The organism is Actinoallomurus sp. NBC_01490 (genome assembly GCF_036227085.1).
In the GTDB taxonomy this organism is placed as follows: domain Bacteria; phylum Actinomycetota; class Actinomycetes; order Streptosporangiales; family Streptosporangiaceae; genus Actinoallomurus; species Actinoallomurus oryzae.
The window spans coordinates 9,207,461-9,228,380 of record NZ_CP109433.1 but is presented as its reverse complement, the minus strand read 5'-3'; the positions used below and the strand labels follow the sequence as shown (position 1 = coordinate 9,228,380).

Genomic DNA, 20,920 nt, shown 5'->3' with positions numbered 1-20,920 from the left:
CATGACCGACACGTTCACCAGCCCGATCTCCAGCGCCATCGACGAGCTGTGGGAACGCCGGGCGGAACTCAGCCCCGAGGACACGGACGCGCGCTCGGCCATCCTGGCCGCCATCGACCAGATCGACGCGGGCACCGCGCGCGTCGCCCGGGTCGACGAGACCACCGACGAGGTCGTGGTCGACGAGCGTGCCAAGCGGGCGATCCTGCTGGGCTTCAAGGTTCTCGAGATGACGACCTCGCAGGCCGGCGACTTCCAATATCACGACCGGATCCCGCTGAAGACCCGGTTCGACGGCGTGCGGGTCGTCCCCGGTGCGATCGCGCGCTGGGGCTCCTACCTCGCGCCCGGCGTCGTGCTGATGCCGTCGTTCACCAACGTCGGCGCGTACGTCGACTCCGGCACGATGGTCGACACGTGGGCGACCGTCGGCTCGTGCGCGCAGATCGGCAAGAACGTCCACCTGTCCGGCGGCGTCGGCATCGGCGGAGTGCTGGAGCCGCCGAACGCCCGCCCCGTCGTCATCGAGGACGAGGCCATGATCGGCAGCCGCTCGATGATCGTGGAGGGCGCGCGCGTCGGCAAGGGCGCGGTCGTCGGGTCAGGTACGAACCTGTCGGCGTCCATGCCGGTCATCGACGTGCAGACGGGTGAGGAACTCGGCCGCGGCCGGATCCCCGACTGGTGCGTCGCGGTCGGCGGCACGCGGCTCAAGGAGTTTCCCGGCGGGACGTTCGGCATGCCCGCGGTGCTGGTCATCCGGCGCCTGGAGCCCGGCATGCGTCACGACAAGTCCCAGCTCAACGACATTCTGCGCGACCACGGCCTCAGCGCCTAGGCGCTCAGTGGAATGCGCCGGGGCCCGCGGACGGGCCCCGGCGCCTGGCGGGGTCAGGGTGTGCCGTCGGCGAGGGCGAGCAGGCGGTCGGCCGTGCCGTTGAAGACGTCCTGGCCGCCGGGGAACGCGCCGGCGTCGGCGTACTGCCAGAACGTGTAGGCGGTCCAGCCGGCCGGGAGCGGTGGCGTGGTGGCGTACGCGGCGACCCACAGCGGGTCCCGCGAGCCGAAGTCCGCGCTCCCGCCGGTGCACTGCTTCCACCAGTTCGGCGACGTGTAGATGATCGCCCAGCGGCCGGTCCTGGCGTGGTACTCGTTCACGAACTCGGTGATCCAGCCGGTCATGGCGCTCTGGCTGAGGCCGTAACAGATCGCGCCGTACGGGTTGTACTCCAGGTCGAGGGTGCCGGGCAGCGTCTGGTGGTCGGCCGACCAGGCGCCGCCGTGCGCGGCGAAGAAGTCGGCCTGCGCGGCGCCGCCCGATGCGCTCGGGACGGCGACGTGGGCCGCGCCGCGGATGAGACCGGCGGCGTACGCGCCGGCCGACAGGCGGGGGAAGTTCGGGTACTGGTACGTGGTGCCCTCGGTGGCCGTGATGAAGACGAACTTCGCTCCGGCCGCCACGACGCCCGTCCAGTCGACGCCGGTGGTCGCGCCGGAGATGTCGAAGCCGGGTACCGAGGCCGCGAGTGCCGTGCGGGCGGCGGGAGCCGTACGGGCCGAGGCCGCCGGAGTGGCGGCCGCGCAGGTGGAGCCGGCGGCCAGTACCGCCGCCGCGAGCGCCGTCACGAGGCTGCGGGCGGACATCGTCGTTCCTTACGCCGGGCGGATACGGGGGAGGTGAGGGGTCCCCGGCGACAGCGGGGCGGACGCCGGGGACCCTTCACGCGTGGCGGGGCTCAGGCGGTGTTGTCGGCCAGGGCGAGCAGCCGGGCGGCCGTGCCGTTGAAGACGTCCTGGTCGCCGGGGAACGTCCCGCTGTCGGCGTACTGCCAGAACGTGTAGAAGCCCCAGCCCGCCGGCAGCGTGCCCGCCGAGCTGGAGTAGCGCGCGATCCAGAGCGGGTCGTTGTTGGCGAAGGTCGAGTCGGAGTTACCGGTGCAGGTCTTCCACCAGTCGAGCGTGGAGTAGATGACCGCCCAGCGGCCGGTCCTGGAGTGGTACTCGTTGACGAACGCGTGGATCCAGCTGCGCATCGACGCCTGGCTGAGCCCGTAGCAGGTCGAGCCGTAGGGGTTGTACTCGATGTCGAGCGCGCCCGGGAGCGTGTGGTGGTCGGCCGACCAGGCTCCGCCGTGGCTGGCGAAGTAGTCGGCCTGCGCGGCGCCGCTGGAGGTGTTCGGCGTCGCGAAGTGGTACGCCCCGCGGATGAGGCCGACGTTGTAGGACCCGACGTACTGCTGGCTGAAGTAGGGGTTCGTGTACGACGTGCTCTCGGTCGCCTTGATGTAGGCGAACTTCGCGCCGTTGTTCTTGACCGTGGTCCAGTTGACGTTGCCCTGGTAGCTGGAGACGTCCAGGCCGGGCAGCCCGGAGACGGCGGGGGTGACGGTTCCCGGGGCGGTCGAGCCCGAGCGAGCGGCCAGGCTCCAGCCCATGTGGTCCTGGTCGGGGTGGGTGATCGGGTTGGAAGACGCGCCGGCGGCGGGGGCGAGGGCGAGGGTGGTGCCGGCGAGGGCGAGCGCCGCGGCGGCAGTGCTCATCCGGCGGATCATGCGGCGGGCCACGGATCCTCCTTGGGGGGATTCGAGGGGCGGGGGGTGAGTGAGGCGGTGTCGCCTCAGGAGCCTTCGCGGGCGCCGACGGCGGGGCCGTGGTCGCCGCGATGGCGGGGTCCGGGCAGGTTCGACCGGACGTACGGGGTCGCGCGCTCGGCGCGGAGGGGAGAGGTACCGAGGGCGGTGGCGACGTCGTTGCGCAGCTGGGGCAGCTTGGCGTACAGCGCGTCGCCGGGGCACTCGGTGCTGTTGTAGTCGCGGTGGCCGACGATCGCGGTGTGCGGGTCGAGGCCGTAGTCGTCGCAGAGCCAGGCGAGCGTCTGGACGAGGGCGTTCCAGAGCGCGGCCGGGGGCAGCACGCTGGTGTAGGTGCCCTCGTTCTCGATGCCGAGGGTGTGCCCGTTCTCGTTGGCGGTCTGGGCGCCCATCACGTTGGCGCCCTTGCCGATGGCCTCCAGCGAGCGGTTGCGCCCCTCCATCACGTAGCCGCCGCGGCTGATGGTCAGCTGCTGTCCCGTGTCGGCCCAGCCGTTGGTGTCCATGTGCAGGTCCTGGCAGTCACGGGACAGCTGGAACGCGTGCGAGAGCGAGTAGTCGGTGGAGTTGGGAAAGGCCATGTGGTGGACGACGAGGTGGTCGGGCGCGGCGATGATCTGCGCCGGTGACGTCGGGGGCCGTGCGCCCCACTCCGCCCGGGTGTAGACACGCGGCTTGGTGTAGGCGCCGGCCGGGGCCGATCGGGTGAGGTCGGCCGCCCCGATCAGCGCGGCGCCGCCCGCGACGGCGGCCGCACGCGCGATGAAGCCGCGACGGCCGAAGGACGATGTGTGGGACATGGCGGGGGACTCCCTGCGGTCGAAGCTGATTCCGCTCCCGCCATAGGTAAATATCCTACCCAGTAACCTCGTGGAAGGTGGAAAATTCCCCCAACAGAGTCCCTTTCCGTTGGCAGGTCGGTAAGTCAGTACTGGTCAGAAGTGTCGTCAAGAACGCTGCGCCGCGCGGGGGTTGGCCGGATCCGGGCACGTCCCAAGTAGGCTGAGGGCTCATGCGGCTCGATCTGAACCAGGACGTGGCGGCCCTGACCGCGGCGATCGTCGACATCGAATCCGTCAGCGGCGACGAGAAGGCCCTCGCCGACGCCATCGAGGAGGCGCTGCGGGCCCTGCCTCACCTCACCGTCGAGCGCGACGGCGACACGGTGATCGCGCGTACGTCCCAGGGGCGGAGCGAGCGCGTCGTCATCGCCGGCCACATCGACACCGTTCCGGTCAACCGCAACCTGCCCTCCCGGGTCGAGGGCGAGCGGCTCTACGGCTGCGGCACCGGCGACATGAAGGCCGGCGTCGCCGTCCAGCTCAAGCTCGCCACCCTGGCCGAGACCAACCGCGACGTGACGTACTTCTTCTACGAGTGCGAGGAGATCGAGGAGACGCGCAACGGGCTCAAGCGCATCGGCGACACCCGCCCCGAGCTGCTCCAGGCCGACTTCGCCGTGCTCATGGAGCCCTCCGGCGGCATCATCGAGGGCGGCTGCCAGGGCACGATCCGCGTCGAGGTGCGGGTGCCCGGCGAGCGCGCGCACAGCGCCCGCTCCTGGATGGGCTCGAACGCCATCCACAACGCCGGCGCGGTGCTGGACGTCCTGCGCGCGTACGAGCCGCGGCGCCCGGTCGTCGACGGCCTGGAGTTCCACGAGGGGCTCAACGCGGTGTTCATCAGCGGCGGCGTGGCCGGAAACGTCATCCCCGACGAGTGCGTGGTGACCGTCAACTACCGCTTCGCTCCCGACAAGTCGCTCGAAGACGCCGAAAAGCATCTGCGTGAGGTCTTCACCGGGTACGACGTGACCGTGGTCGACGGTGCCGCGGGCGCCCGGCCCGGCCTCACGCATCCGGCCGCCGCGGCGTTCGTCGAGGCGATCGGCGGCGCGTCGATGGCGCGGGCCAAGCTGGGGTGGACGGACGTCGCGCGGTTCTCCGCGCTCGGCATCCCGGCGGTCAACTTCGGGCCCGGAGAGCCGAGCCTGTCGCACACGAAGGACGAGTACGTCGAGATCCCGCGCATCTTCGCGGGGGAGGAGAGCATGCGGGCCTGGCTCACGGCGTGAGGCGATCCGCGCAGGTGGTGACCGCGGCGCCCACCTCCCGGCGGGCGACGACGGGCGTACGGAGACGGGCGGGCGTACGGCGGGTTGCGTTCTCGTGACGCGTCCGCCGGCCGAGTTAAACGGGTTGCCCGGCTGGCTACGGTTATGGACATGCGATCTGACCAGGTGCCGCGCAGGAGGCGGCAGGGCCCTGTCACGCTCCGCGGCAAGGCCATCCCAGCCACGACCACCGACCAGCGACTCCTCGACGCCCGTGGCCCCTCGGACTGGGTGCACACCGACCCCTGGCGAGTGCTGCGCATCCAGGCGGAGTTCGTCGAGGGTTTCGGGCTGCTGGCCGACCTGCCGCACGCCGTGAGCATCTTCGGTTCCGCGCGCACCAAGCCGGACAGCGAGGAGTACGAACTCGCGCAGCGGATCGGCGCGGCGCTGGCCGGGGCCGGGTACGCGGTCATCACGGGCGGCGGGCCGGGCATCATGGAGGCCGCCAACGCCGGCGCCGTCTCGGCGGGTGGCATCTCGGTCGGGCTCGGCATCGAGCTGCCCTTCGAGCAGAGCCTGAACGACCACGTCGACATCGGCATCGAGTTCCGTTACTTCTTCGTCCGCAAGACGATGTTCGTGAAGTACTCCCAGGCCTTCATCGTGCTGCCGGGCGGCTTCGGCACCCTCGACGAGCTGTTCGAGGCGATCACCCTCGTCCAGACCAAGAAGATCACCCGGTTCCCGATCGTGCTGGTCGGCACCGCCTTCTGGGGCGGCCTGCTCGACTGGATCAAGAACCAGATGCTGCCGGGCGGCAAGGTCGCGGTCGAGGACCTGGACCTGATCCACCTCACCGACGACCCGGCCGAGGTCGTGGACATCGTCAAGCGCGCGCACGAGACGCAGGAGCGTCTGCTGGAAGAGCGCGCCGCGCAGGAGGAACTCGCGGCCGGGGGAGGGAACGGTTCCTGATGCGGATCTGTGTCTTCTGCTCCTCCAGCGGCCGGATCGACCGCCGTTACCTCGAACTCGCCGAGGAGGCCGGCAAGGAGCTGGCTCGCCGGGGCCACACACTCGTCAGCGGCGGTGCGACCGTCTCGTGCATGGGCGCCGTCGCCCGCGCCGCGCGGGACGGCGGCGCCCACACCGTCGGCGTCATCCCCCAGGCGCTCGTCGACGTCGAGGTCGCCGACGAGGACAGCGAGCTGGTCGTGACCGAGGACATGCGGTCGCGCAAAGGCGAGATGGACCGCCGCTCGGACGCGTTCCTGGTCCTGCCGGGCGGGCTGGGCACGCTGGAGGAGCTGTTCGAGATCTGGACCTCGCGCGTGCTCGGCATGCACGACAAGCCGATCGCCATCCTCGACCCGTACAACCTGTACGAACCGCTGCGCGACCTGATGAAGCACCTGCTGGAGGAGGGCTTCGCCCGGCCGCGCATCTTCGACGCGATCGGCTGGACCAGCACGGTGGCGGAGGCCTTCGACCACCTCGAACGCACTCCGGTACGCCTGGAGGCGACCGCCGAGGACTACATCGAATCGGAGCCGTGAGCGGTCCCGGCGCCGGGTGTGGCACGATCGGATGATCGAGGCACAGAGGGGAGCCCGAGCTTGCTCGTCATGACCATCACCGTGGCGCTGGCCGCCGTGGCCGTGCTGGGCGCGATCGTCGTCGTGGCCGTGGGCGGCGGCGGGCAGCTCTCCACGGAGCACCCGGACCATCCGCCGCTGGCCCTGCCCGGACGCCGTTCCGTCGGTGGCACCGACGCGGCGCTCCTTCGCCTGCCGCTCGGGCTCTGGGGCTACCACAAGCAGATCACCGACGAGGCGCTGCAGCGCTTCGCGGACGAGCTGACCGAGCGCGACACGCGCATCGCCGTGCTCGAGCAGGAACTCGCCGAGGCACGCCAGGGCCGCGACGGCGACACGCGGCCCGACCTCCGCCCGGAAAGGCGCGGCGATCGCCGTCCGGCGGCCCTGCCTCCGGCGCGGGACGACGCGCCGGACCCGCTGGTCACCCGGACCGACATCCGGCCCGGCCTGTCCGCCGCGCGTCAGGAGCCCCTCGCCGCCCGCTTCGACGTCCCCTCCGAGGGGTCCACGCGGATCGGCGACCCGTGGAAGACGATCGTCGACCGCCCCGAGGACGCCGAGGAGGAGACCGACGCGGTCGAGGAGCCCCCGGCGGAAGGGCCGGAGGAGCGGCCGGTGGAGGTGTCGCGGGAGCGGCCCGCCGAGTCGGCCGTGTCCGCCGACGCCGCCCCGTCGTCCGAGCGCGCCGAGCCCGCCGAGCCGCCCTCGGAGCGGAAGGACGACGGCGAGTGAGCCGCGTCGCCGTGCACGCCTCGGCCGACGTACCGGCGCCCGCCGAACGCGTGTGGGAGCTGCTCGTCGACTGGCCGCGGCACGGCGAGTGGGTGCCCTTCACGCGTGCGGAGGGCGGCGCGGCCGAGGGCGAGGGCGTGGGAGCCTGGACCGGCGTCGGGCCGGTGGGCTTCCTTGACACCATGGTGATCTCCGAGTGGCGGCCGCCGACGCGTGTCGCGGTGCGTCACACGGGGCGTCTGGTGCGCGGCGAGGGCCGCTTCGACCTGCTCGACCTGCCCGGAGGACGGTGCCGGGTGACCTGGGCCGAGCTGATCGACCTGCCGCTGGGCCCGGCCGGCCGCGTGGGCTGGATCGCCGTCGGCCCGCTCGCCCGTCTCATGCTTCACACCTCGCTCCGCCGCCTCGCTAAACTGTTCGAATGACGATGATCGGCCCCGATGGGCTGGCGCGCTGCCCGTGGGGCGTTTCGGCGCCCGACTACATCGCCTACCACGACGAGGAGTGGGGCCGGCCGGTCCGCGACGACCACGGGCTGTACGAGCGCCTCTGCCTGGAGGCGTTCCAGTCCGGGCTGTCCTGGCTGACGATCCTGCGCAAGCGGCCGGGCTTCCGGCGCGCCTTCGACGACTTCGTGCCGGAGAAGGTCGCGGCGTACGGCCCGGCCGACGTCGAGCGGTTGCTCGCCGACGCCTCCATCGTGCGCAACCGTCGCAAGATCGAGGCGGCGATCGCGAACGCCCGTGCCTCACTCGACCTGCCGGACGGGCTGGCGGCTCTGGTGTGGAAGTACGCCGATCCCGGCGCGCCGGCCCCGCAGACGGTCGCGGACGTGCCGGCCACGACCCCTGGCTCCAAGGCGCTCGCCAAGGAGCTCAAGGGGCATGGCTTCCGGCACGTGGGCCCCACGACCGTCTACGCGCTGATGCAGGCGTGCGGCCTGGTCGATGACCACCTGCTGGAGTGTCACCGGCGCGGCGCCTACACCACGGGCTGACCATTCACCGCCGGTCCCCAGGGGCGGGCCCTTTGGATACGGGCGAGGTCGTCTTTCCGCGGCCCTTTTCTATTCTGTGGTGGGCTCGCCATGATGGATCCGGCATTTAGGTGAGTGCTCATTGCGATTTCTACGCAGTTGTCGCCGGCGTGACCACTGCGGCTGCTTCGGCGCCAGCGGGTGGTCATTTCGCCCCCTCTTTCACGGTAGTGGAACGGCCGCCGAATGCTTCTCGACGCCAACAGTGGGCGGATTCGGTCGTGCTCACGTTTCCTCTCCCTATGCGGCCGGACGGGTTTCGCCGACCTGGTGACATGGTTTGTAGGCAGCCCAAAAACGCGAGACGGTGGGAGCGGTCCACCCTCGCTGCCCGGTCAACGTGTTCACCGCCCGCGCATTCGCCGGGGCCATGTCTTACCTCGGCGAGGCGCTGGACGGAGAATCCCCCTCTATGCAGAGTACGCACAATTCGAAGGCAAGACGAGTCGATCCGCGACTCGTCGAATTTGCGTCGCACCGAAAAGGCGTGCGAACCGTCCGCATTAATCGACCAACGGTTCGCCTTATCGATCACCGCCTCGTTTGTGAGTGGACGCGGAATACCGTTCCGCGCGGTGCTGTTTCGGCGCCGGCCGCGTCATGGCGCGGATCCGGCCCGGGCGCGCGTCGCCCGCGGTGCGCTCTCCGTGGCCGGGCCGGCCGGCCGGTGGCCCTGAATAACGGTCGCCGTCGGCGCGGTGGCCGCAAGCGGTCGCGACGAGCCGCTAGCGCGCGTCGAGCCGGCGCAGGGTGCCGGGCGTGACCGCGTGAACCTGCCCGGGTATGTCGTTGAAGCGGACATGTGCCTTCCCATGGCCGACCTTCACCACCACCCCCCGGCCGAAGCCCAGCTCCATCGGACCGTCGAAGCCGTCTCCGGCCCGTACGGCGTCACCGATGCCGAGGCTCTGTCCGGCGCAGTCGACGATGCCCTCAGCGGGCGTGCGCTTTCGCCTGACGGTGTCCGCCGCCGGCCGGCGGGTGAAAGTGACCGCGGCGGGCACGGCGGATGCCGTCACGACTGCGGCCGCGATCCAGCTCACGGGACTGGGAAACGCCGAGATCACCGGCAAGACGGCGATGACGGCTCCGATCGCCCCGGCACCCGTGAGCGCGGTTCGCGTGGCCATGGGTCGGAGAGTAACCGTCCGGCTCACTCGCACAACCTGTTATGTCCGGTTGAGGACGCCGTGACAACCTCTCGCCGTCTCACGCATCCGCCGTGCCCGCGTCGGCGTCCCGGAGCGCGAAGGGCCCGTCAGCGGCCTTCGAAGACGGGCTGTTCCTTGCGCAGGAACGCCTCGGTGGCGGCGGCGTGGTCGGCGGTCTCGGCGCACGCCTTCTGCAGCTGGGCCTCCTTGGCCAGCGCGCCGGCCAGGTCGGACGTTGCCGCGTGGTCCAGCGCCGCCTTGACCGCGGCGTACGCCAGCGTGGGGCCCGCGGCGAGCCGAACGGCCAGGTCGCGCGCTGCGGTCGCCAGCGACTCGGGCGGCACGACGGCGTTCACCAGGCCGAGCTCCAGCGCCTCGGCCGCGCGTACCGGCTCGGCGAGCAGCAGCAGTTCGAGCGCCTTGGCGCGGCCGACCACGCGCGGCAGTGTCCAGGACAGGCCACTGTCCGGCGCCAGCCCGATGCGGGTGAACGCGGTGGCGAACGACGCCTTCTCCGACGCGATCCGCATGTCGCAGGCGAGCGCGAAGGACAGCCCGGCGCCCGCGGCGGCGCCGTTCACGGCGGCGACGACCGGTTTGGGCATGCCGCTGAGCGCCAGGATGATCGGTTCGTAGTGGTCCTCGAGCGTGCCGGCGAGGCCGCGGCCCGCCTCCAGGTTGTCCGCGTGTTCGCGCAGATCCTGGCCCACGCAGAACGCGCGGCCGGAGCCGGTCAGCAGCACCGCGCGTGCGGCGGAGTCGTCCCGCGCCCGCTCGACCGCGTCCCGCAGCTCCGTCTTGGCCGCCGCCGTCAGTGAGTTCATCGCGTCCGGGCGGGCGAGTGTGATCGTCGCCACGCCTTCCGCCAGGTCGTACTGCACGCTCTCCGGCACGTTCGGGCTCCTTCGACCGACTACGGACCTTCTCCAGACCTCTACCGGCCATCGAGGCAACGATCGACGAACCGTGAGGCCGCGGGCAAGAGCCGCGCCGCCTCCTCGTCGAAGAACCGCGCGGCCCTGATCCCGGGCCAGTCGCCGGGCAGCAGCGTCGCCGGCAGCCCCGGGTCACTGAACAGGAACTTACGCCACTCGTGCACCAGGCGGCTGCGCACGGCGAACGCCTCCTCGTCACCGTCCCCCGGACACGCCGCCAGGAGCTCTTCGGCCTCGCCGATCCAGCGCTCGTACGCTCGGGCGAGCCCGTCGAGGTCCCAAGCGCGGGCCACGAGCCCGCGGGCGTCGCCGTCGTAGCCGGCGGCGAACCGCTCCGCGCGCACGCCCTCGGCCGCGAACAGGGCGTCCAGCTCGGCCGAGGCGCGAGGGCTGATCCACGTCGTGTCGTCGAGCGCGGCGTAGCCGAGGTAGCCCAGCCCGGCCCGCAGCCGGTCGCGACGCGCCCGGTCGGGAATATGCTGGATAACAAGCAGATGCCAGCGCCCGTCCCATGTGTCGGGCGCGTGACGGTAGATGCGCCGTCCCGCCTCGTCGAGGCGCCGGACGGCCTTGGTCGTCAGCGCGTACCCGCGGCCCTGAGGCAGCCGTACCGGTGACAGCCACCCTTGCCGGACCATGCGCGACACCGCGGTGCGGGCGGCCGGGGCGGCGATGTCCAGGGCCGCCAGGAGCCGTACGAGCGAGGCGATCGGCGCGCTTCTACCTCGGGTCCGAAGGTGGTCACCGTAGAGGTCGAAGAGGGCAGAACGGGCATTCATAGAACTCCAGTCTGACGATCTCCGAGCTGATCGTTACCACTTAGCGTCCCGAAAACGGGATAATGGTCCACCACAGTTGACGTTGATGCGGCAGGCGGGTCAGCGGCCAAGGAAGCCCGGCGGCCCCACGCGGCCCTAGGCAGGAAGGGGATGCACGCATGGCGGCGATGAAGCCGCGGACAGGCGATGGTCCGCTCGAAGTTACCAAGGAGGGGCGCGGAATCGTCATGCGTGTCCCGCTCGAAGGTGGCGGGCGGCTCGTTGTCGAACTGTCGGCAGATGAGGCAGGCGAGCTCGGGGACGCTTTGAAGGGTGTTGTCGGCTAGGAAGCCTCGCCCGGATCGGGCGGATCGTTCCGGCCGAGTTGAATCATCGAGTGAGGCCCCGGCTGAAGCCGGGGCCTCACTGCTCATCAGGAGAGGGTACGTGCCACTACAGACGCAGCTCCGCGCGCTCGACGGGACGATCCGCGACGCCGCGACCACGGCCGAGGCGGTCGCCGTCCCCGTACGCTCCGGGCCGGAGATCGACCCCGCGTACGCCGACGGGCTGGCGGGCATCTTCGCGCTGGGCGCGGCCGACCTGCTCGCCCACGAGGACGCCAAGGGCGAGCCGGGAGAGATCGTCAGGGCCCCGTTCCGGATGGGCGACGGCATCACCGAGCTGCTCCTCTTCGGTGTCGGCGACGGGTCGGTCTCCGCGCTGCGCCGCGCGGGCGCCACGGTCGCCCGGCAGGTCAGGGGCCGCGGCAAGGTGATCGTCGGCGGCCCGTCGGAGGCGGAGGACGACGCCCTCGCGGCCTTCGCGGAGGGGCTGCTGCTGGCCTCGTACGACTTCCGCGTCGGCGGCACCGCCAGGCGGCCCGGTGCCGAGTCGATCAGCGTGGTCGCCCCCGCACCGGACGCGCTGGAGCGCGGCGCGTCGATCGCGCGGGCGGTGGCGCTCGCCCGCGACCTCACCAACACCACCTCGCGCGACAAGTGCCCGCAGTGGCTCGCCGAGCGCGCGGAGGAGCTCGCCGCGGACGCCGCGCTGACGGTCCGCGTACGCGACGAGGCGGCGCTCGCCGCCCAGGGCTTCGGTGGGCTCATCGCGGTCGGCGCGGGCTCGGCCCGCCCGCCGCGCCTGATCGAGCTGGCCTACGAGCCGGAGGGCGCCGGCGACGGGCGGCACATCGTGCTCGTCGGCAAGGGCATCACCTTCGACTCCGGTGGTCTCTCCCTCAAGCCGAACGCCGGCATGAAGACCATGAAGACCGACATGGCGGGCGGCGCCGTCGTGATCGCCGTGATGAGCGCGCTGCGTGAGCTCGGCGTTCCGGCCAAGGTGACCGGGCTGGTCGCGGCGGCCGAGAACATGCCGTCCGGCTCGGCGATGCGTCCCGGCGACGTCATCCGCCACTACGGCGGCACCACCTCCGAGGTCCTCAACACCGACGCCGAGGGCCGCCTGGTGCTGGCCGACGCGCTGGCGTACGCCGACGCGGAGCTCGACCCCACGGCCGTCGTCGACATCGCCACGCTGACCGGCGCCGCCAAGGTCGCGCTCGGCCTGCGGTACGCCGCGCTGTACTCCACCGACGAGACGCTGGCCGGCGACCTGCTGGGCGCGAGCGAGGGCAGCGGGGAGTCCCTGTGGCGGATGCCGCTGATCGATGAGTACCGCCAGGCGATCGACTCCCACGTCGCCGACGTGGCGAACATCGGCCGCGGCGGCTTCAGCGCCGGCTCCATCGTCGCCGGCCTGTTCCTGCGGGAGTTCGCCGGCGACCGCCCGTGGGCCCACCTGGACGTGGCCGGCCCCGCCCGCGCCACCACCGACGACGCCGAGATCACCAAGGGCGCCACCGGCTACGGCGTCCGCCTGCTGCTGCGCTGGCTGACCTCGGCGAACTAAGAGCCCGCGCGGGCTCTGACGGGGCCCGGCGCTCAGCGCGTGCGGGCGTCGACGGCCGGGAGGCCGTGGCGGCGGACCTCGGCCAGGATCCGCTCGGCGTCGGTGTCCCAGCCGGGCTGGATCCGGGTCGCCCAGCGCGCGGACGCCACGCCGGGCACGTCGTCCAGGCCCAGCGCCAGGATCTCGGCGCTCGGGGGCGGCCCGATGCGCTCGGCGGCGGCCGTCGTCGGCAGGAACGCGAGGCCGGTCACCGCGCGTCCCCGCGGTGACGGGGTGTGCCACACGACCGCCGAGGCCAGATCGGTCCAGTCGAGGACGCGGTCGCGGGTGCGCGGCCACGGCCAGGGCGCCGGCAGGCGTACGCCGTCCTCGTCCAGCTCCAGGACCGGGCGCCGGGCCAGGAGCCGGCCCGCGGCCGTCGCCAGGCCGACTCCGCACAGCAGGACGCCGGCCACGCCGACCAGCAGGTAGAGCACGGCGCCGGCGCGCGGCAGGGACGGCACGGCGGCCACCGCGAAGACGGCCGAGAACACCAGCAGGACGACGGCGCATCCCACCGGCCGCACGTCACCCGGGACAGGTCGCCGGAGTACTCTCATTCACCCTTCACCGCGGCGAGGAGCCCGTCCCCGACCGGCAGCAGCATCGGCGTCAGCCGGTCGTCCTCGCGGACGAGCCGGCCGAGCTCGCGGATCGCCACGGTGTCCGGCGAGCGGTCGGTGGGGTCGGCCACCCGGTCGCCCCACAGGGCGTTGTCGAAGGCCACGACGCCGCCCGGCCGCAGCAGCCGCAGCGCCTCCGGCAGGTAGTCGGGGTACTCCTGCTTGAGCGCGTCGCAGAAGACCAGGTCGTACGCTCCGTCGGTGAGACGGGGCAGCACGTCCAGCGCGCGGCCGGTGATGAGGCGGGCGCGCGAGGTCGGGAAGCCGGCCTCGGCGTACGCCTCGCGGGCCAGCCGCTGGTTCTCCGGCTCGACGTCGACGCTCGTCAGCACGCCGTTCGACCGCATGCCGCGCAGCAGCCAGATGCCGGACACACCGCAGCCCGAGCCGATCTCGACCACCGTGCGCGCGCTGATGGCCGTCGCGAGGAACCTGAGGGCGGCGCCGCCGGCCGGGCCGATGGGCGTCGCGCCGACGTCCTCGCCGCGCCGGCGCGCGTTGCGCAGCGGCTCGTCCTCGGGGAGGTATTGCTCCACGTAGGCCAGTGTGGCCTTCACCGCGTCGATGACTTCCTCCTCAGGGAGCCTTAGTCTGCGAGGTCAAAGACTACTGCGGGTGGGGAACTCCGCCGCCTACCGTCACGTTCTTCAGGAGGGCCACGGCAGCCGGGTAGGCGGAAAGGAAGAAACGGGGCAGTATGGCGGTGGCAGAACTTCTGCGTGAGAGGGGAGCGACGGTGCGCGACGCCGGCATCGCCTGGACACCCCCTTCGTGGGACGACATCGTGCGCGAGCACTCCGGCCGCGTCTACCGCCTCGCCTTCCGGCTCACCGGCAACCCGCACGACGCCGAGGACCTCACGCAGGAGGTCTTCGTCCGCGTGTTCCGGTCGCTGGCCAACTACCAGCCCGGCACCTTCGAGGGATGGCTGCACCGCATCACCACCAACCTGTTCCTCGACCAGGCGCGGCGGCGGCAGCGCATCCGGTTCGAAGGGCTCGCCGACGACGCGGCCGAGCGCCTGCACGGCCACGAACCCACTCCCGCCCAGGCCTACGACGACAAGAAGCTCGACGCCGACGTCCAGGCCGCGCTCGACGGCCTGGCCCCCGACTACCGCGCGGTCGTGGTCCTCTGCGACATCGAGGGCCTGTCGTACGAGGAGATCGCCGCGACCGTGGGCGTGAAGCTCGGCACCGTGCGCAGCCGGATCCACCGCGGGCGCGCGCAGCTGCGCGCCGCTCTCGAACACCGCGGTCCCCGGCGCCGCCGTCCCGACGACACACCGTCTCCGGCCGCTCCTCCGGCGAAGGAGGCTCCATGAGCCACCTCGGGGAACGCCTCACGGCTCTGGTCGACGGCGAGCTCGGGCACGACGAACGCGACCGCGCACTGGCACACCTCGCGGCGTGCGACCTGTGCCGTGCCGAGGCCGACGCGCTGCGCGCCCTCAAGCGCCGGCTCCGCGCGATGGGCGACGCGGTCCCGGGCGAGCGTCTGCTCGCCCGGCTCCAGGCCATGGGTGAGCCCGGCGACCCGCTTCCGCCGCCGGTCCGCCGCCTCCCCGGGGAGAGCCGCGGCCCGTCCGCCGGCCGTCCCGCCACCCGTCCTCGCGACACCCGCCCCGCCGGCCGTGCGCGCCGCGCCGCCGCGCGCCGCCGTCTGCCGCGCGGCCGTTACCTCCTCGCCGGCGCCGCGACCCTGGCCGTGCTCGGCATCGGCTCCGCGGCGTTCGCCGCGGGCTCGGACCCACGCTCGCTGCCGCGCGTGGCTCCCTCGGTCGAGCAGTTCGCGGTCGAACACGCTCTGACGTCGGGCGACGTTCCCCTGACCGACCCCAAGCCGGCAGAGACGGCCAGCGATAGCCCGTGACTCATCGGATCTCGCGCAACTCGTGGATGGCGGGAGGCATCGCCGCCGCGCTTCTCATGCTCTGGTTCGTGACGACCGGTGACACGGCGAGCGGAGCCCGGCTCCAGTCCGACCCCGAGGCGTTGCGGCTGCTGCGCGGCGCCGAGGGCGCGGCGCGCACGACGCCGTACGAGGGCACGCAGTTCATCACCGCGTGGAGCCGCAGCGGGATGGCGACCACGTCGCTGGTCAAGGTCGTCCACGTCCCGGGCGACGGCACCCACATGCGCGTGCAGAGCACCACCGCCGACCAGGGCGGCCAGATGTTCGAGGCCGACGACTCCGACCGCACCGGCGGGCTCACCGGCTACACGCCGAAGATGCTCGACCTGCTGGTGCGCAACTACGCGGTCGTACGTGCCGGCCAGGGCGAGGTCTCCGGCCGCGCCACGTCCGTGATCGAGGCTCGGCGCGCCGACGGCAGCGCGGCGGGCCGCTTCCACATCGACCGCCAGACCGGCCTCATGCTCCGGCGCGAGCTCCTCGACCAGCAGGGCCGCGAGGTCAACCTCACGTTCTTCACCGAGATTCGGCCGACCGCGCCCAAGTCGCAGCTCCTCATGGCGTCCGCGCCGCACACGGTCGAGGCGCCCTGGGCGCATCAGCTCGCGAGCGCCGACCTCGGATCGCTGCGTTACCGAGGCTGGCCGGTCCGCGACAACCTGCCCGACCGCCTCAGCCTGTACGACGCGCGGCAACTCGACGGCCACGGCCCGGTCGTGCACCTCAGCTACTCCGACGGGCTCTCGGTGGTCTCGGTCTTCCTCCAGCGCGGCACGCTCGACGCCGGCAGCGTCGCCAGCTGGCACAAGGCGACCCGCGGCGGCCGCACCGTCTACCTGAGCGACACCATGCAGCAGCGCGCCATGTGGGCCAGCAGGGGCTACGTCTTCACCGTCCTCGCCGACGCGCCGCCTCCGGTGGTCGACAGCGTGGTGGCCGCGCTGCCACACGGCGAGACGGGTTTCTGGGGGCGTCTCCGCCGAGGGCTGCACCGGCTCAGCTCATGGGCCAACCCATTTGACTGATCTGTGGAGATCCCCTTTGCTATGGGATTCGACGTTGTTTCGTCTGCGGGGGATGGAGTCGTGAACCGGCGGGTTTCACCGTCAAGGTCGCTTATGCTCGCCACACAGCTCGCGCGCCATAGTAGGGGAGACGACGACAGGTCCATGCGCGGTCGGCAAGGAGTCAGGTGATGACGGAAGACAACCGCGCGCCCGGGGGTCCGCCGCAGGACGACCGGCGCACGACAGAGTTCGAGCCGGGGAACTCCACGGGTCCCCAGATCCCGACGGACCAGCCGCTCGTCTCCGGTCGGCCGCAGGGCGGACCACAGAACGGGCCGCAGGTCGGGCCGCAGAACGGAATGCAGGTCGGGTCGCAGAACGGAACGCAGAATGGGCCGCCGGGCATGGCACCGCCCGACCCCGGACCGCGCTCGCCGTACGGCGCGCCGCCGCAGAACGACGTGCCCGGGCAGCAGCGCCCGTCCTTCTCGCCGCACCACTACGAGTCGCCGTACGACCAGCAGCGTCAAGCGGCGCCCGCGTACGCCGGCTGGAACACCCAGCAGCAACCTCGTCCCCCGCAGCCGCCGAACGGCGGCTATCCCGCGCAGCCGGGCCCCAACTGGGCGCCCATCCCCGCCCCGGAGCCGGGCACGCGCCGCGGCCCGTCCACGAGCCTCTTCGTGGTCGTCTCCATCGTCATCGCCCTGCTGGCCGGGGCGCTCGGCGCCGGTGTCGGCGTGCTGGCGACCGGTGACCAGAGCGGCACCGTCGACCTGGGCGGCGGCAAGACCTCCACGACCGGCGCCAAGAACCGCGACCCCGGCTCGGTCGCCGGCATCGCCCAGCGGCTGGTGCCGAGCGTCGTGATGATCAAGGTGACGAACGGCACCGAGGGCGGAGCGGGCACCGGCTTCGTCGTCAACGGCGGCTACATCGTGACCAACAACCACGTCGTCGCGCCGGCCGTCAGCGGCGGCAACATGCAGGTCGTCTTCAACGACGGCAAGACCACGACCGCGTCCATCGTCGGCCACGACGCGACCTCCGACATCGCCGTGATCAAGCCGGGCACGCTCGGCGGCCGCAAGGCCCTCACGCTCGGCAACTCCGACGACCTGGCGGTCGGCGACCCGGTCATCGCGATCGGCTCTCCGCTCGGCCTGGCCGGCACCGTCACGACCGGCATCGTCAGCGCCCTCAACCGTCCCGTGAGCACCAGCGGCGAGGGTGGTGAGTCCTCGTTCATCAACGCGGTTCAGACGGACGCGGCGATCAACCCGGGCAACTCCGGCGGCCCGCTCGTCGACTCCAAGGGCCAGGTCATCGGCGTCAACTCCGCGATCGCCACGCTCGGCAGCCAGTCGCTCGGCAGCGACAAGCAGCAGAGCGGCAGTATCGGGCTGGGGTTCGCCATCCCGAGCAACCAGGTCAAGAAGGTCGCCGAGCAGCTGATCAACAACGGCAAGGCCACCCACGCGGTGATCGGCGCCTGCATCGACATGTCCTACCAGGGCGGCGGCGCCCGCATCGCCACGGACGGCGCCCAGTCCTGCAAGGGCGGCACCGTCACCCCCGGCGGGCCGGCGGAGAAGGCCGGGCTGAAGGCCGGTGACATCATCACCACGTTCGACGGCAAAACGATCTCCGGCTCGGACGAGCTGATCATGGCGATCCGCGCCAAGTCGCCGGGCGACCGCGTCCAGGTCGGCTACACCCGTGGTTCGCAGCGGTCGACGACCGAGCTCACGCTGGGCGCGGGCAACTGACCGGTGTGCGCCGTGATCCGGGCCGAGTCGCCGGGCGACGGGGTCCGGGTCGCCTGCACCTGCGGTTCGCAGCGGTCGACGGCCGAGCTCACGCCGGGTGCGGGTGACTGACCGGTATCCGCTGCGCTCCGCACCGGATACCGGCCGTTGCCGCTCCTGGCCTCCCGTGGAGATCCACTAGCGGTCCCGCGCGGCAGACGCGGGCGGAACGCCCGGTTAAGCTGGGACCCGCGGCCTCAGCAGGGAGGCCGCGGGGTCATCAGGTGGAGGACGCGTGTTCGACGTAGGACTCGGTGAGGCGCTTCTCCTCGTCGTTCTCGCCTTGATCATCTTCGGCCCCGACCAGCTGCCGAAGGTGGCCTCGCAGGCGGGCCGCGCGCTGCGCCAGTTGCGCGCCATGGCCAACAGCGCCAGAGACGACCTGCGCGAGGGCCTCGGCCCGGAGTTCGCCGACTTCGACCCGGCCGACCTCAACCCGCGCCGCTTCGTCCGCAAGCACCTCCTGGAGGACCTGGACGACCTCGATCAGCCGGGGCCGGCCCCGGCCGAGGAGCCGCTGCTGCCCTTCGGCGAGCGCCCGCCGTACGACCCGGAGGCGACCTGACCAGGGCGCGTCCCAACGCCCCGCTGTCCTCCTGCGCGGCGCCTCGCCGTATCGCCCGCCCGAACCCAGGCCGACTGCGTGCGACGCGCCGTCTGGACGCCGCTCGCTACGGACGGGGACTCTGAGACAGGCCCGGACGGCGCGTCACCGGGCTCCGTTGGGAGCGCGGTAGACCCGGATCCAGTCGACCTGCATGGCGATCCGCTTCGGCGTCCTCGGCGTGCGGTGGAACCCCTCGCGCATCTCGTTGCGCAGGTAGAGCTGCATCCCCGCCTGCCGGGGGACGAACGACCCGCTGTAGGCCCAGGTCTTCTTGCCGTCCATCCAGAACGTCACGTGGCCGGGCAGCCAGTCGACGCCCACGGTGTGCCACTTGGTGAAGTCGGCGTGGGTGGTGCGCTGCACCTGCCGGTCGTCGGCCCCGTGGTGGATGAACAGGCCGCCGCTCTTGCGGCTGCCCGACAGGATCTCGGCGAAGTCGATCTCGGCGTACTCCGGGTCGCCCATGTGCACCGGCCACAGGAACGCCGTCGCGGAGTAGCCGTTGCCCCGGTCGGCGCGGATGCGGGCCTCCCAGCGGCCGTAGGTCTGGGAGAGGCGGGAGATGACGCCGGCGCCCTGGTCCCGGCCGCCGTAGACCCCGCCCACGAGGTTGAGGACCCCACCCGAGACGTGGGTGCCGGCGGCGACGCCGCGGTGGCTCGAGGCGTCGGGCGCCGAGTACACCTGCCACTTGCGCATGTCGAGCGCGGTGCCGCCGAAGTCGTCCCACAGCACCGGCGCGCCCCAGGCCTTCGAGGCGCCGTCCGGCGCCTCGGCCTGAGCGGCGTGCCTGCTCTGCGGCGTCGTTAAGCGCGCGGAGTGCCCGCTACAACCGACCGAGGCGCAGGCCGCGACCGTCAGAGCCGCGGCCAGCGCCGTCCCCCGTATGACCCCGTCGAATGCCATACACCCACGTAATCACGTGGGCACCGCCCGTCAAGCGTGAACACGCCCTCAGGTTGTTCAACCCCGATTCGGGCTGAGGCCAAGCTGCCGTCCGCGCAGGCTCTTGGCGCGTCCGGAGATCTTGTCGGCGATGCCGCGCAGCTCCTTGGAGGCGGGCGCGTCCGGGTCGTCCAGCACGATCGGACGGCCCTGGTCGCCGCCCTCGCGCAGGCGTACGTCGATCGGCACCTGGCCGAGCAGCGGCACGGACGTGCCGAGCGTGCGGGTGAGCGCGTCGGCCACGGTCTGGCCGCCGCCGGAGCCGAACACGTCGACCGGCTCGCCGCAGTGCGGGCAGGGCAGGTAGGACATGTTCTCGATGACGCCGGCGACCGTCTGGTGGGTCTGCGCGGAGATCGCGCCCGCACGCTCGGCCACCTCGGCGGCGGCCTGCTGCGGCGTGGTCACGACGAGGATCTCCGCGGACGGCAGCAGCTGGGCCACCGAGATCGCGATGTCGCCGGTGCCGGGCGGCAGGTCCATGAGGAGGACGTCGAGGTCGCCCCAGTAGACGTCGGCCAGGAACTGCTGCAGCGCCCGGTGGAGCATCGGCCCGCGCCACACGACGGGGGAGTTGCCCTCGGTGAACATGCCGATGGAGATGACCTTCACGCCGTGGGAGTTGGGCGGCATGATCATCTGCTCGACCTGGGTGGGACGGCCGGTGACGCCGAGCATGCGGGGCACCGAGTGGCCGTAGATGTCGGCGTCGACCACGCCGACCTTGCGGCCCTGGGCCGCCATCGCCGCGGCGAGGTTGACCGTCACCGAGGACTTGCCGACGCCGCCCTTGCCGCTCGCCACCGCGTAGACACGGGTCAGCGAGGTCGGCTTGGCGAACGGGATCTCCTTGGCCGCCTGACCGCCCCGGAGCTTCTGCTGGAGGGCCTGGCGTTGTTCTTCGCTCATCACGTCGAGGTCGACCTGCACCCCGGCGACACCAGGGATCTTGGAGACGGCGGCGGTGACGTCACGCGTGATCGTGTCGCGCAGGGGACAGCCGGCGACGGTCAGGAACACGCCCACCTTCACGCGGCCCTCGGGCGTGATGTCGACGCCCTTGATCATGTCCAGTTCGGTGATCGGACGCCGGATCTCCGGGTCGTTCACCGTGGCGAGCGCGGTGTTCACCTGCTCGATCGTGGGGGAGGCCATACCGCCATCTTATTGAGCACGCAAGGGGCGGGCGAACCGACGCGGCGG

At 72.0% G+C, this 20,920-nt stretch carries 25 protein-coding genes; 14 read left to right on the top strand and 11 right to left on the bottom strand.

The annotated features are described in order from the left end of the window. Nucleotide 1 precedes the first annotated feature (1 nt). Nucleotides 2–838 carry a 2,3,4,5-tetrahydropyridine-2,6-dicarboxylate N-succinyltransferase gene (locus tag OG417_RS42635; RefSeq protein ID WP_329241647.1) on the top strand — a complete coding sequence of 279 codons (837 nt, stop codon included), beginning with the start codon at nucleotides 2–4 and terminating at the stop codon, nucleotides 836–838. Nucleotides 839–891: 53 nt separating this feature from the next. On the opposite strand, the gene OG417_RS42630 is transcribed toward OG417_RS42635, so the two are convergent. The 3 genes from OG417_RS42630 to OG417_RS42620 all read right to left on the bottom strand — a co-directional run bounded on the left by OG417_RS42630 (nucleotide 892) and on the right by OG417_RS42620 (nucleotide 3,391). Continuing rightward, nucleotides 892–1,644 (bottom strand): GH25 family lysozyme, encoded by a 753-nt coding sequence (locus tag OG417_RS42630; protein ID WP_329241645.1) that lies wholly within the window; start codon nucleotides 1,642–1,644, stop codon nucleotides 892–894. A 92-nt stretch (nucleotides 1,645–1,736) separates the two neighbouring features. Continuing rightward, complete coding sequence (locus OG417_RS42625) at nucleotides 1,737–2,540, bottom strand: lysozyme (protein ID WP_329241642.1); 804 nt, start codon at nucleotides 2,538–2,540, stop codon at nucleotides 1,737–1,739. A gap of 77 nt (nucleotides 2,541–2,617) precedes the next feature. Further along, nucleotides 2,618–3,391: a peptidoglycan recognition protein family protein gene (locus OG417_RS42620; RefSeq protein ID WP_329241640.1), complete on the bottom strand. Its 774-nt coding sequence runs from the start codon at nucleotides 3,389–3,391 to the stop codon at nucleotides 2,618–2,620. A 212-nt stretch (nucleotides 3,392–3,603) separates the two neighbouring features. Here OG417_RS42620 and dapE point away from each other — a divergent pair, with 212 nt between their 5' ends. The 6 genes from dapE (at nucleotide 3,604) to OG417_RS42590 (ending at nucleotide 7,974) form a co-directional block, all read left to right on the top strand. Beyond that, on the top strand, nucleotides 3,604–4,665 hold the full coding sequence (dapE, locus tag OG417_RS42615; protein ID WP_329241638.1) for a succinyl-diaminopimelate desuccinylase: 1,062 nt from the start codon (nucleotides 3,604–3,606) through the stop codon (nucleotides 4,663–4,665). 150 nt (nucleotides 4,666–4,815) lie between these two features. Next, on the top strand, nucleotides 4,816–5,622 hold the full coding sequence (locus OG417_RS42610) for a TIGR00730 family Rossman fold protein (RefSeq protein ID WP_329241635.1): 807 nt from the start codon (nucleotides 4,816–4,818) through the stop codon (nucleotides 5,620–5,622). Then, nucleotides 5,622–6,203 (top strand): TIGR00730 family Rossman fold protein, encoded by a 582-nt coding sequence (locus OG417_RS42605; protein ID WP_329241632.1) that lies wholly within the window; start codon nucleotides 5,622–5,624, stop codon nucleotides 6,201–6,203. Before OG417_RS42610 ends, OG417_RS42605 begins: the two co-directional genes overlap by 1 nt. A 69-nt stretch (nucleotides 6,204–6,272) precedes the next feature. Next, the gene (locus tag OG417_RS42600) at nucleotides 6,273–6,977 is read left to right on the top strand and encodes a hypothetical protein (protein ID WP_329241629.1); all 705 of its coding nucleotides are present in this window, start codon (nucleotides 6,273–6,275) and stop codon (nucleotides 6,975–6,977) included. Continuing rightward, nucleotides 6,974–7,402 carry an SRPBCC family protein gene (locus tag OG417_RS42595; protein ID WP_329241627.1) on the top strand — a complete coding sequence of 143 codons (429 nt, stop codon included), beginning with the start codon at nucleotides 6,974–6,976 and terminating at the stop codon, nucleotides 7,400–7,402. The genes OG417_RS42600 and OG417_RS42595 overlap by 4 nt, the downstream gene beginning before the upstream one ends. Then, nucleotides 7,399–7,974 (top strand): DNA-3-methyladenine glycosylase I, encoded by a 576-nt coding sequence (locus OG417_RS42590; protein WP_329241624.1) that lies wholly within the window; start codon nucleotides 7,399–7,401, stop codon nucleotides 7,972–7,974. The genes OG417_RS42595 and OG417_RS42590 overlap by 4 nt, the downstream gene beginning before the upstream one ends. Here the strand turns inward: OG417_RS42590 and OG417_RS54640 are convergent. From OG417_RS54640 to OG417_RS42575, 4 genes are all read right to left on the bottom strand, one after another. Next, complete coding sequence (locus OG417_RS54640) at nucleotides 7,959–8,162, bottom strand: DUF397 domain-containing protein (RefSeq protein ID WP_425550849.1); 204 nt, start codon at nucleotides 8,160–8,162, stop codon at nucleotides 7,959–7,961. The two genes, OG417_RS42590 and OG417_RS54640, sit on opposite strands and share 16 nt — an antisense overlap. Nucleotides 8,163–8,738: 576 nt before the next feature. Further along, nucleotides 8,739–9,143, bottom strand: coding sequence for a hypothetical protein (locus OG417_RS42585; RefSeq protein ID WP_329241621.1), 405 nt, complete (start codon nucleotides 9,141–9,143; stop codon nucleotides 8,739–8,741). Between the two features lie 128 nt (nucleotides 9,144–9,271). Next, nucleotides 9,272–10,057 carry an enoyl-CoA hydratase-related protein gene (locus OG417_RS42580; protein ID WP_329241619.1) on the bottom strand — a complete coding sequence of 262 codons (786 nt, stop codon included), beginning with the start codon at nucleotides 10,055–10,057 and terminating at the stop codon, nucleotides 9,272–9,274. A 41-nt stretch (nucleotides 10,058–10,098) separates the two neighbouring features. Next, nucleotides 10,099–10,878, bottom strand: a complete 780-nt coding sequence (locus OG417_RS42575; protein ID WP_329241616.1) for a PaaX family transcriptional regulator — start codon at nucleotides 10,876–10,878, stop codon at nucleotides 10,099–10,101. A gap of 158 nt (nucleotides 10,879–11,036) precedes the next feature. On the opposite strand from OG417_RS42575, the gene OG417_RS42570 reads away from it, so the two are divergent. Both OG417_RS42570 and OG417_RS42565 read left to right on the top strand, forming a co-directional pair. After that, on the top strand, nucleotides 11,037–11,204 hold the full coding sequence (locus tag OG417_RS42570; protein WP_141954058.1) for a DUF3117 domain-containing protein: 168 nt from the start codon (nucleotides 11,037–11,039) through the stop codon (nucleotides 11,202–11,204). Between the two features lie 100 nt (nucleotides 11,205–11,304). After that, a complete protein-coding gene (locus tag OG417_RS42565) occupies nucleotides 11,305–12,774 on the top strand; it encodes a leucyl aminopeptidase (protein WP_329241612.1) in 1,470 nt (489 codons plus the stop codon). 32 nt (nucleotides 12,775–12,806) lie between these two features. On the opposite strand, the gene OG417_RS42560 is transcribed toward OG417_RS42565, so the two are convergent. Both OG417_RS42560 and OG417_RS42555 read right to left on the bottom strand, forming a co-directional pair. Then, the gene (locus tag OG417_RS42560) at nucleotides 12,807–13,331 is read right to left on the bottom strand and encodes a hypothetical protein (RefSeq protein ID WP_329241609.1); all 525 of its coding nucleotides are present in this window, start codon (nucleotides 13,329–13,331) and stop codon (nucleotides 12,807–12,809) included. Nucleotides 13,332–13,369: 38 nt separating this feature from the next. Beyond that, entirely contained in the window at nucleotides 13,370–13,993 is a 624-nt protein-coding gene (locus OG417_RS42555; RefSeq protein WP_329241607.1) for an O-methyltransferase, read from the bottom strand. Between the two features lie 140 nt (nucleotides 13,994–14,133). Here OG417_RS42555 and sigE point away from each other — a divergent pair, with 140 nt between their 5' ends. The 5 genes from sigE (at nucleotide 14,134) to OG417_RS42530 (ending at nucleotide 18,730) form a co-directional block, all read left to right on the top strand. Continuing rightward, a complete protein-coding gene (sigE, locus tag OG417_RS42550; protein ID WP_329241603.1) occupies nucleotides 14,134–14,760 on the top strand; it encodes an RNA polymerase sigma factor SigE in 627 nt (208 codons plus the stop codon). Beyond that, entirely contained in the window at nucleotides 14,757–15,308 is a 552-nt protein-coding gene (locus OG417_RS42545) for an anti-sigma factor family protein (RefSeq protein ID WP_329241601.1), read from the top strand. Before sigE ends, OG417_RS42545 begins: the two co-directional genes overlap by 4 nt. Continuing rightward, nucleotides 15,305–16,375, top strand: coding sequence for a sigma-E factor regulatory protein RseB domain-containing protein (locus tag OG417_RS42540; RefSeq protein ID WP_329241598.1), 1,071 nt, complete (start codon nucleotides 15,305–15,307; stop codon nucleotides 16,373–16,375). The genes OG417_RS42545 and OG417_RS42540 overlap by 4 nt, the downstream gene beginning before the upstream one ends. A 170-nt stretch (nucleotides 16,376–16,545) precedes the next feature. Continuing rightward, nucleotides 16,546–18,126, top strand: a complete 1,581-nt coding sequence (locus OG417_RS42535) for a S1C family serine protease (protein WP_329241596.1) — start codon at nucleotides 16,546–16,548, stop codon at nucleotides 18,124–18,126. A gap of 274 nt (nucleotides 18,127–18,400) precedes the next feature. Further along, complete coding sequence (locus tag OG417_RS42530; RefSeq protein ID WP_329241593.1) at nucleotides 18,401–18,730, top strand: sec-independent translocase; 330 nt, start codon at nucleotides 18,401–18,403, stop codon at nucleotides 18,728–18,730. 144 nt (nucleotides 18,731–18,874) lie between these two features. Here OG417_RS42530 and OG417_RS42525 read toward each other — a convergent pair whose 3' ends face one another. After that, complete coding sequence (locus OG417_RS42525) at nucleotides 18,875–19,507, bottom strand: glycoside hydrolase family 16 protein (protein ID WP_329241591.1); 633 nt, start codon at nucleotides 19,505–19,507, stop codon at nucleotides 18,875–18,877. 228 nt (nucleotides 19,508–19,735) lie between these two features. Beyond that, the gene (locus tag OG417_RS42520; RefSeq protein WP_329241589.1) at nucleotides 19,736–20,872 is read right to left on the bottom strand and encodes an Mrp/NBP35 family ATP-binding protein; all 1,137 of its coding nucleotides are present in this window, start codon (nucleotides 20,870–20,872) and stop codon (nucleotides 19,736–19,738) included. Between the last annotated feature and the right edge of the window lie 48 nt (nucleotides 20,873–20,920).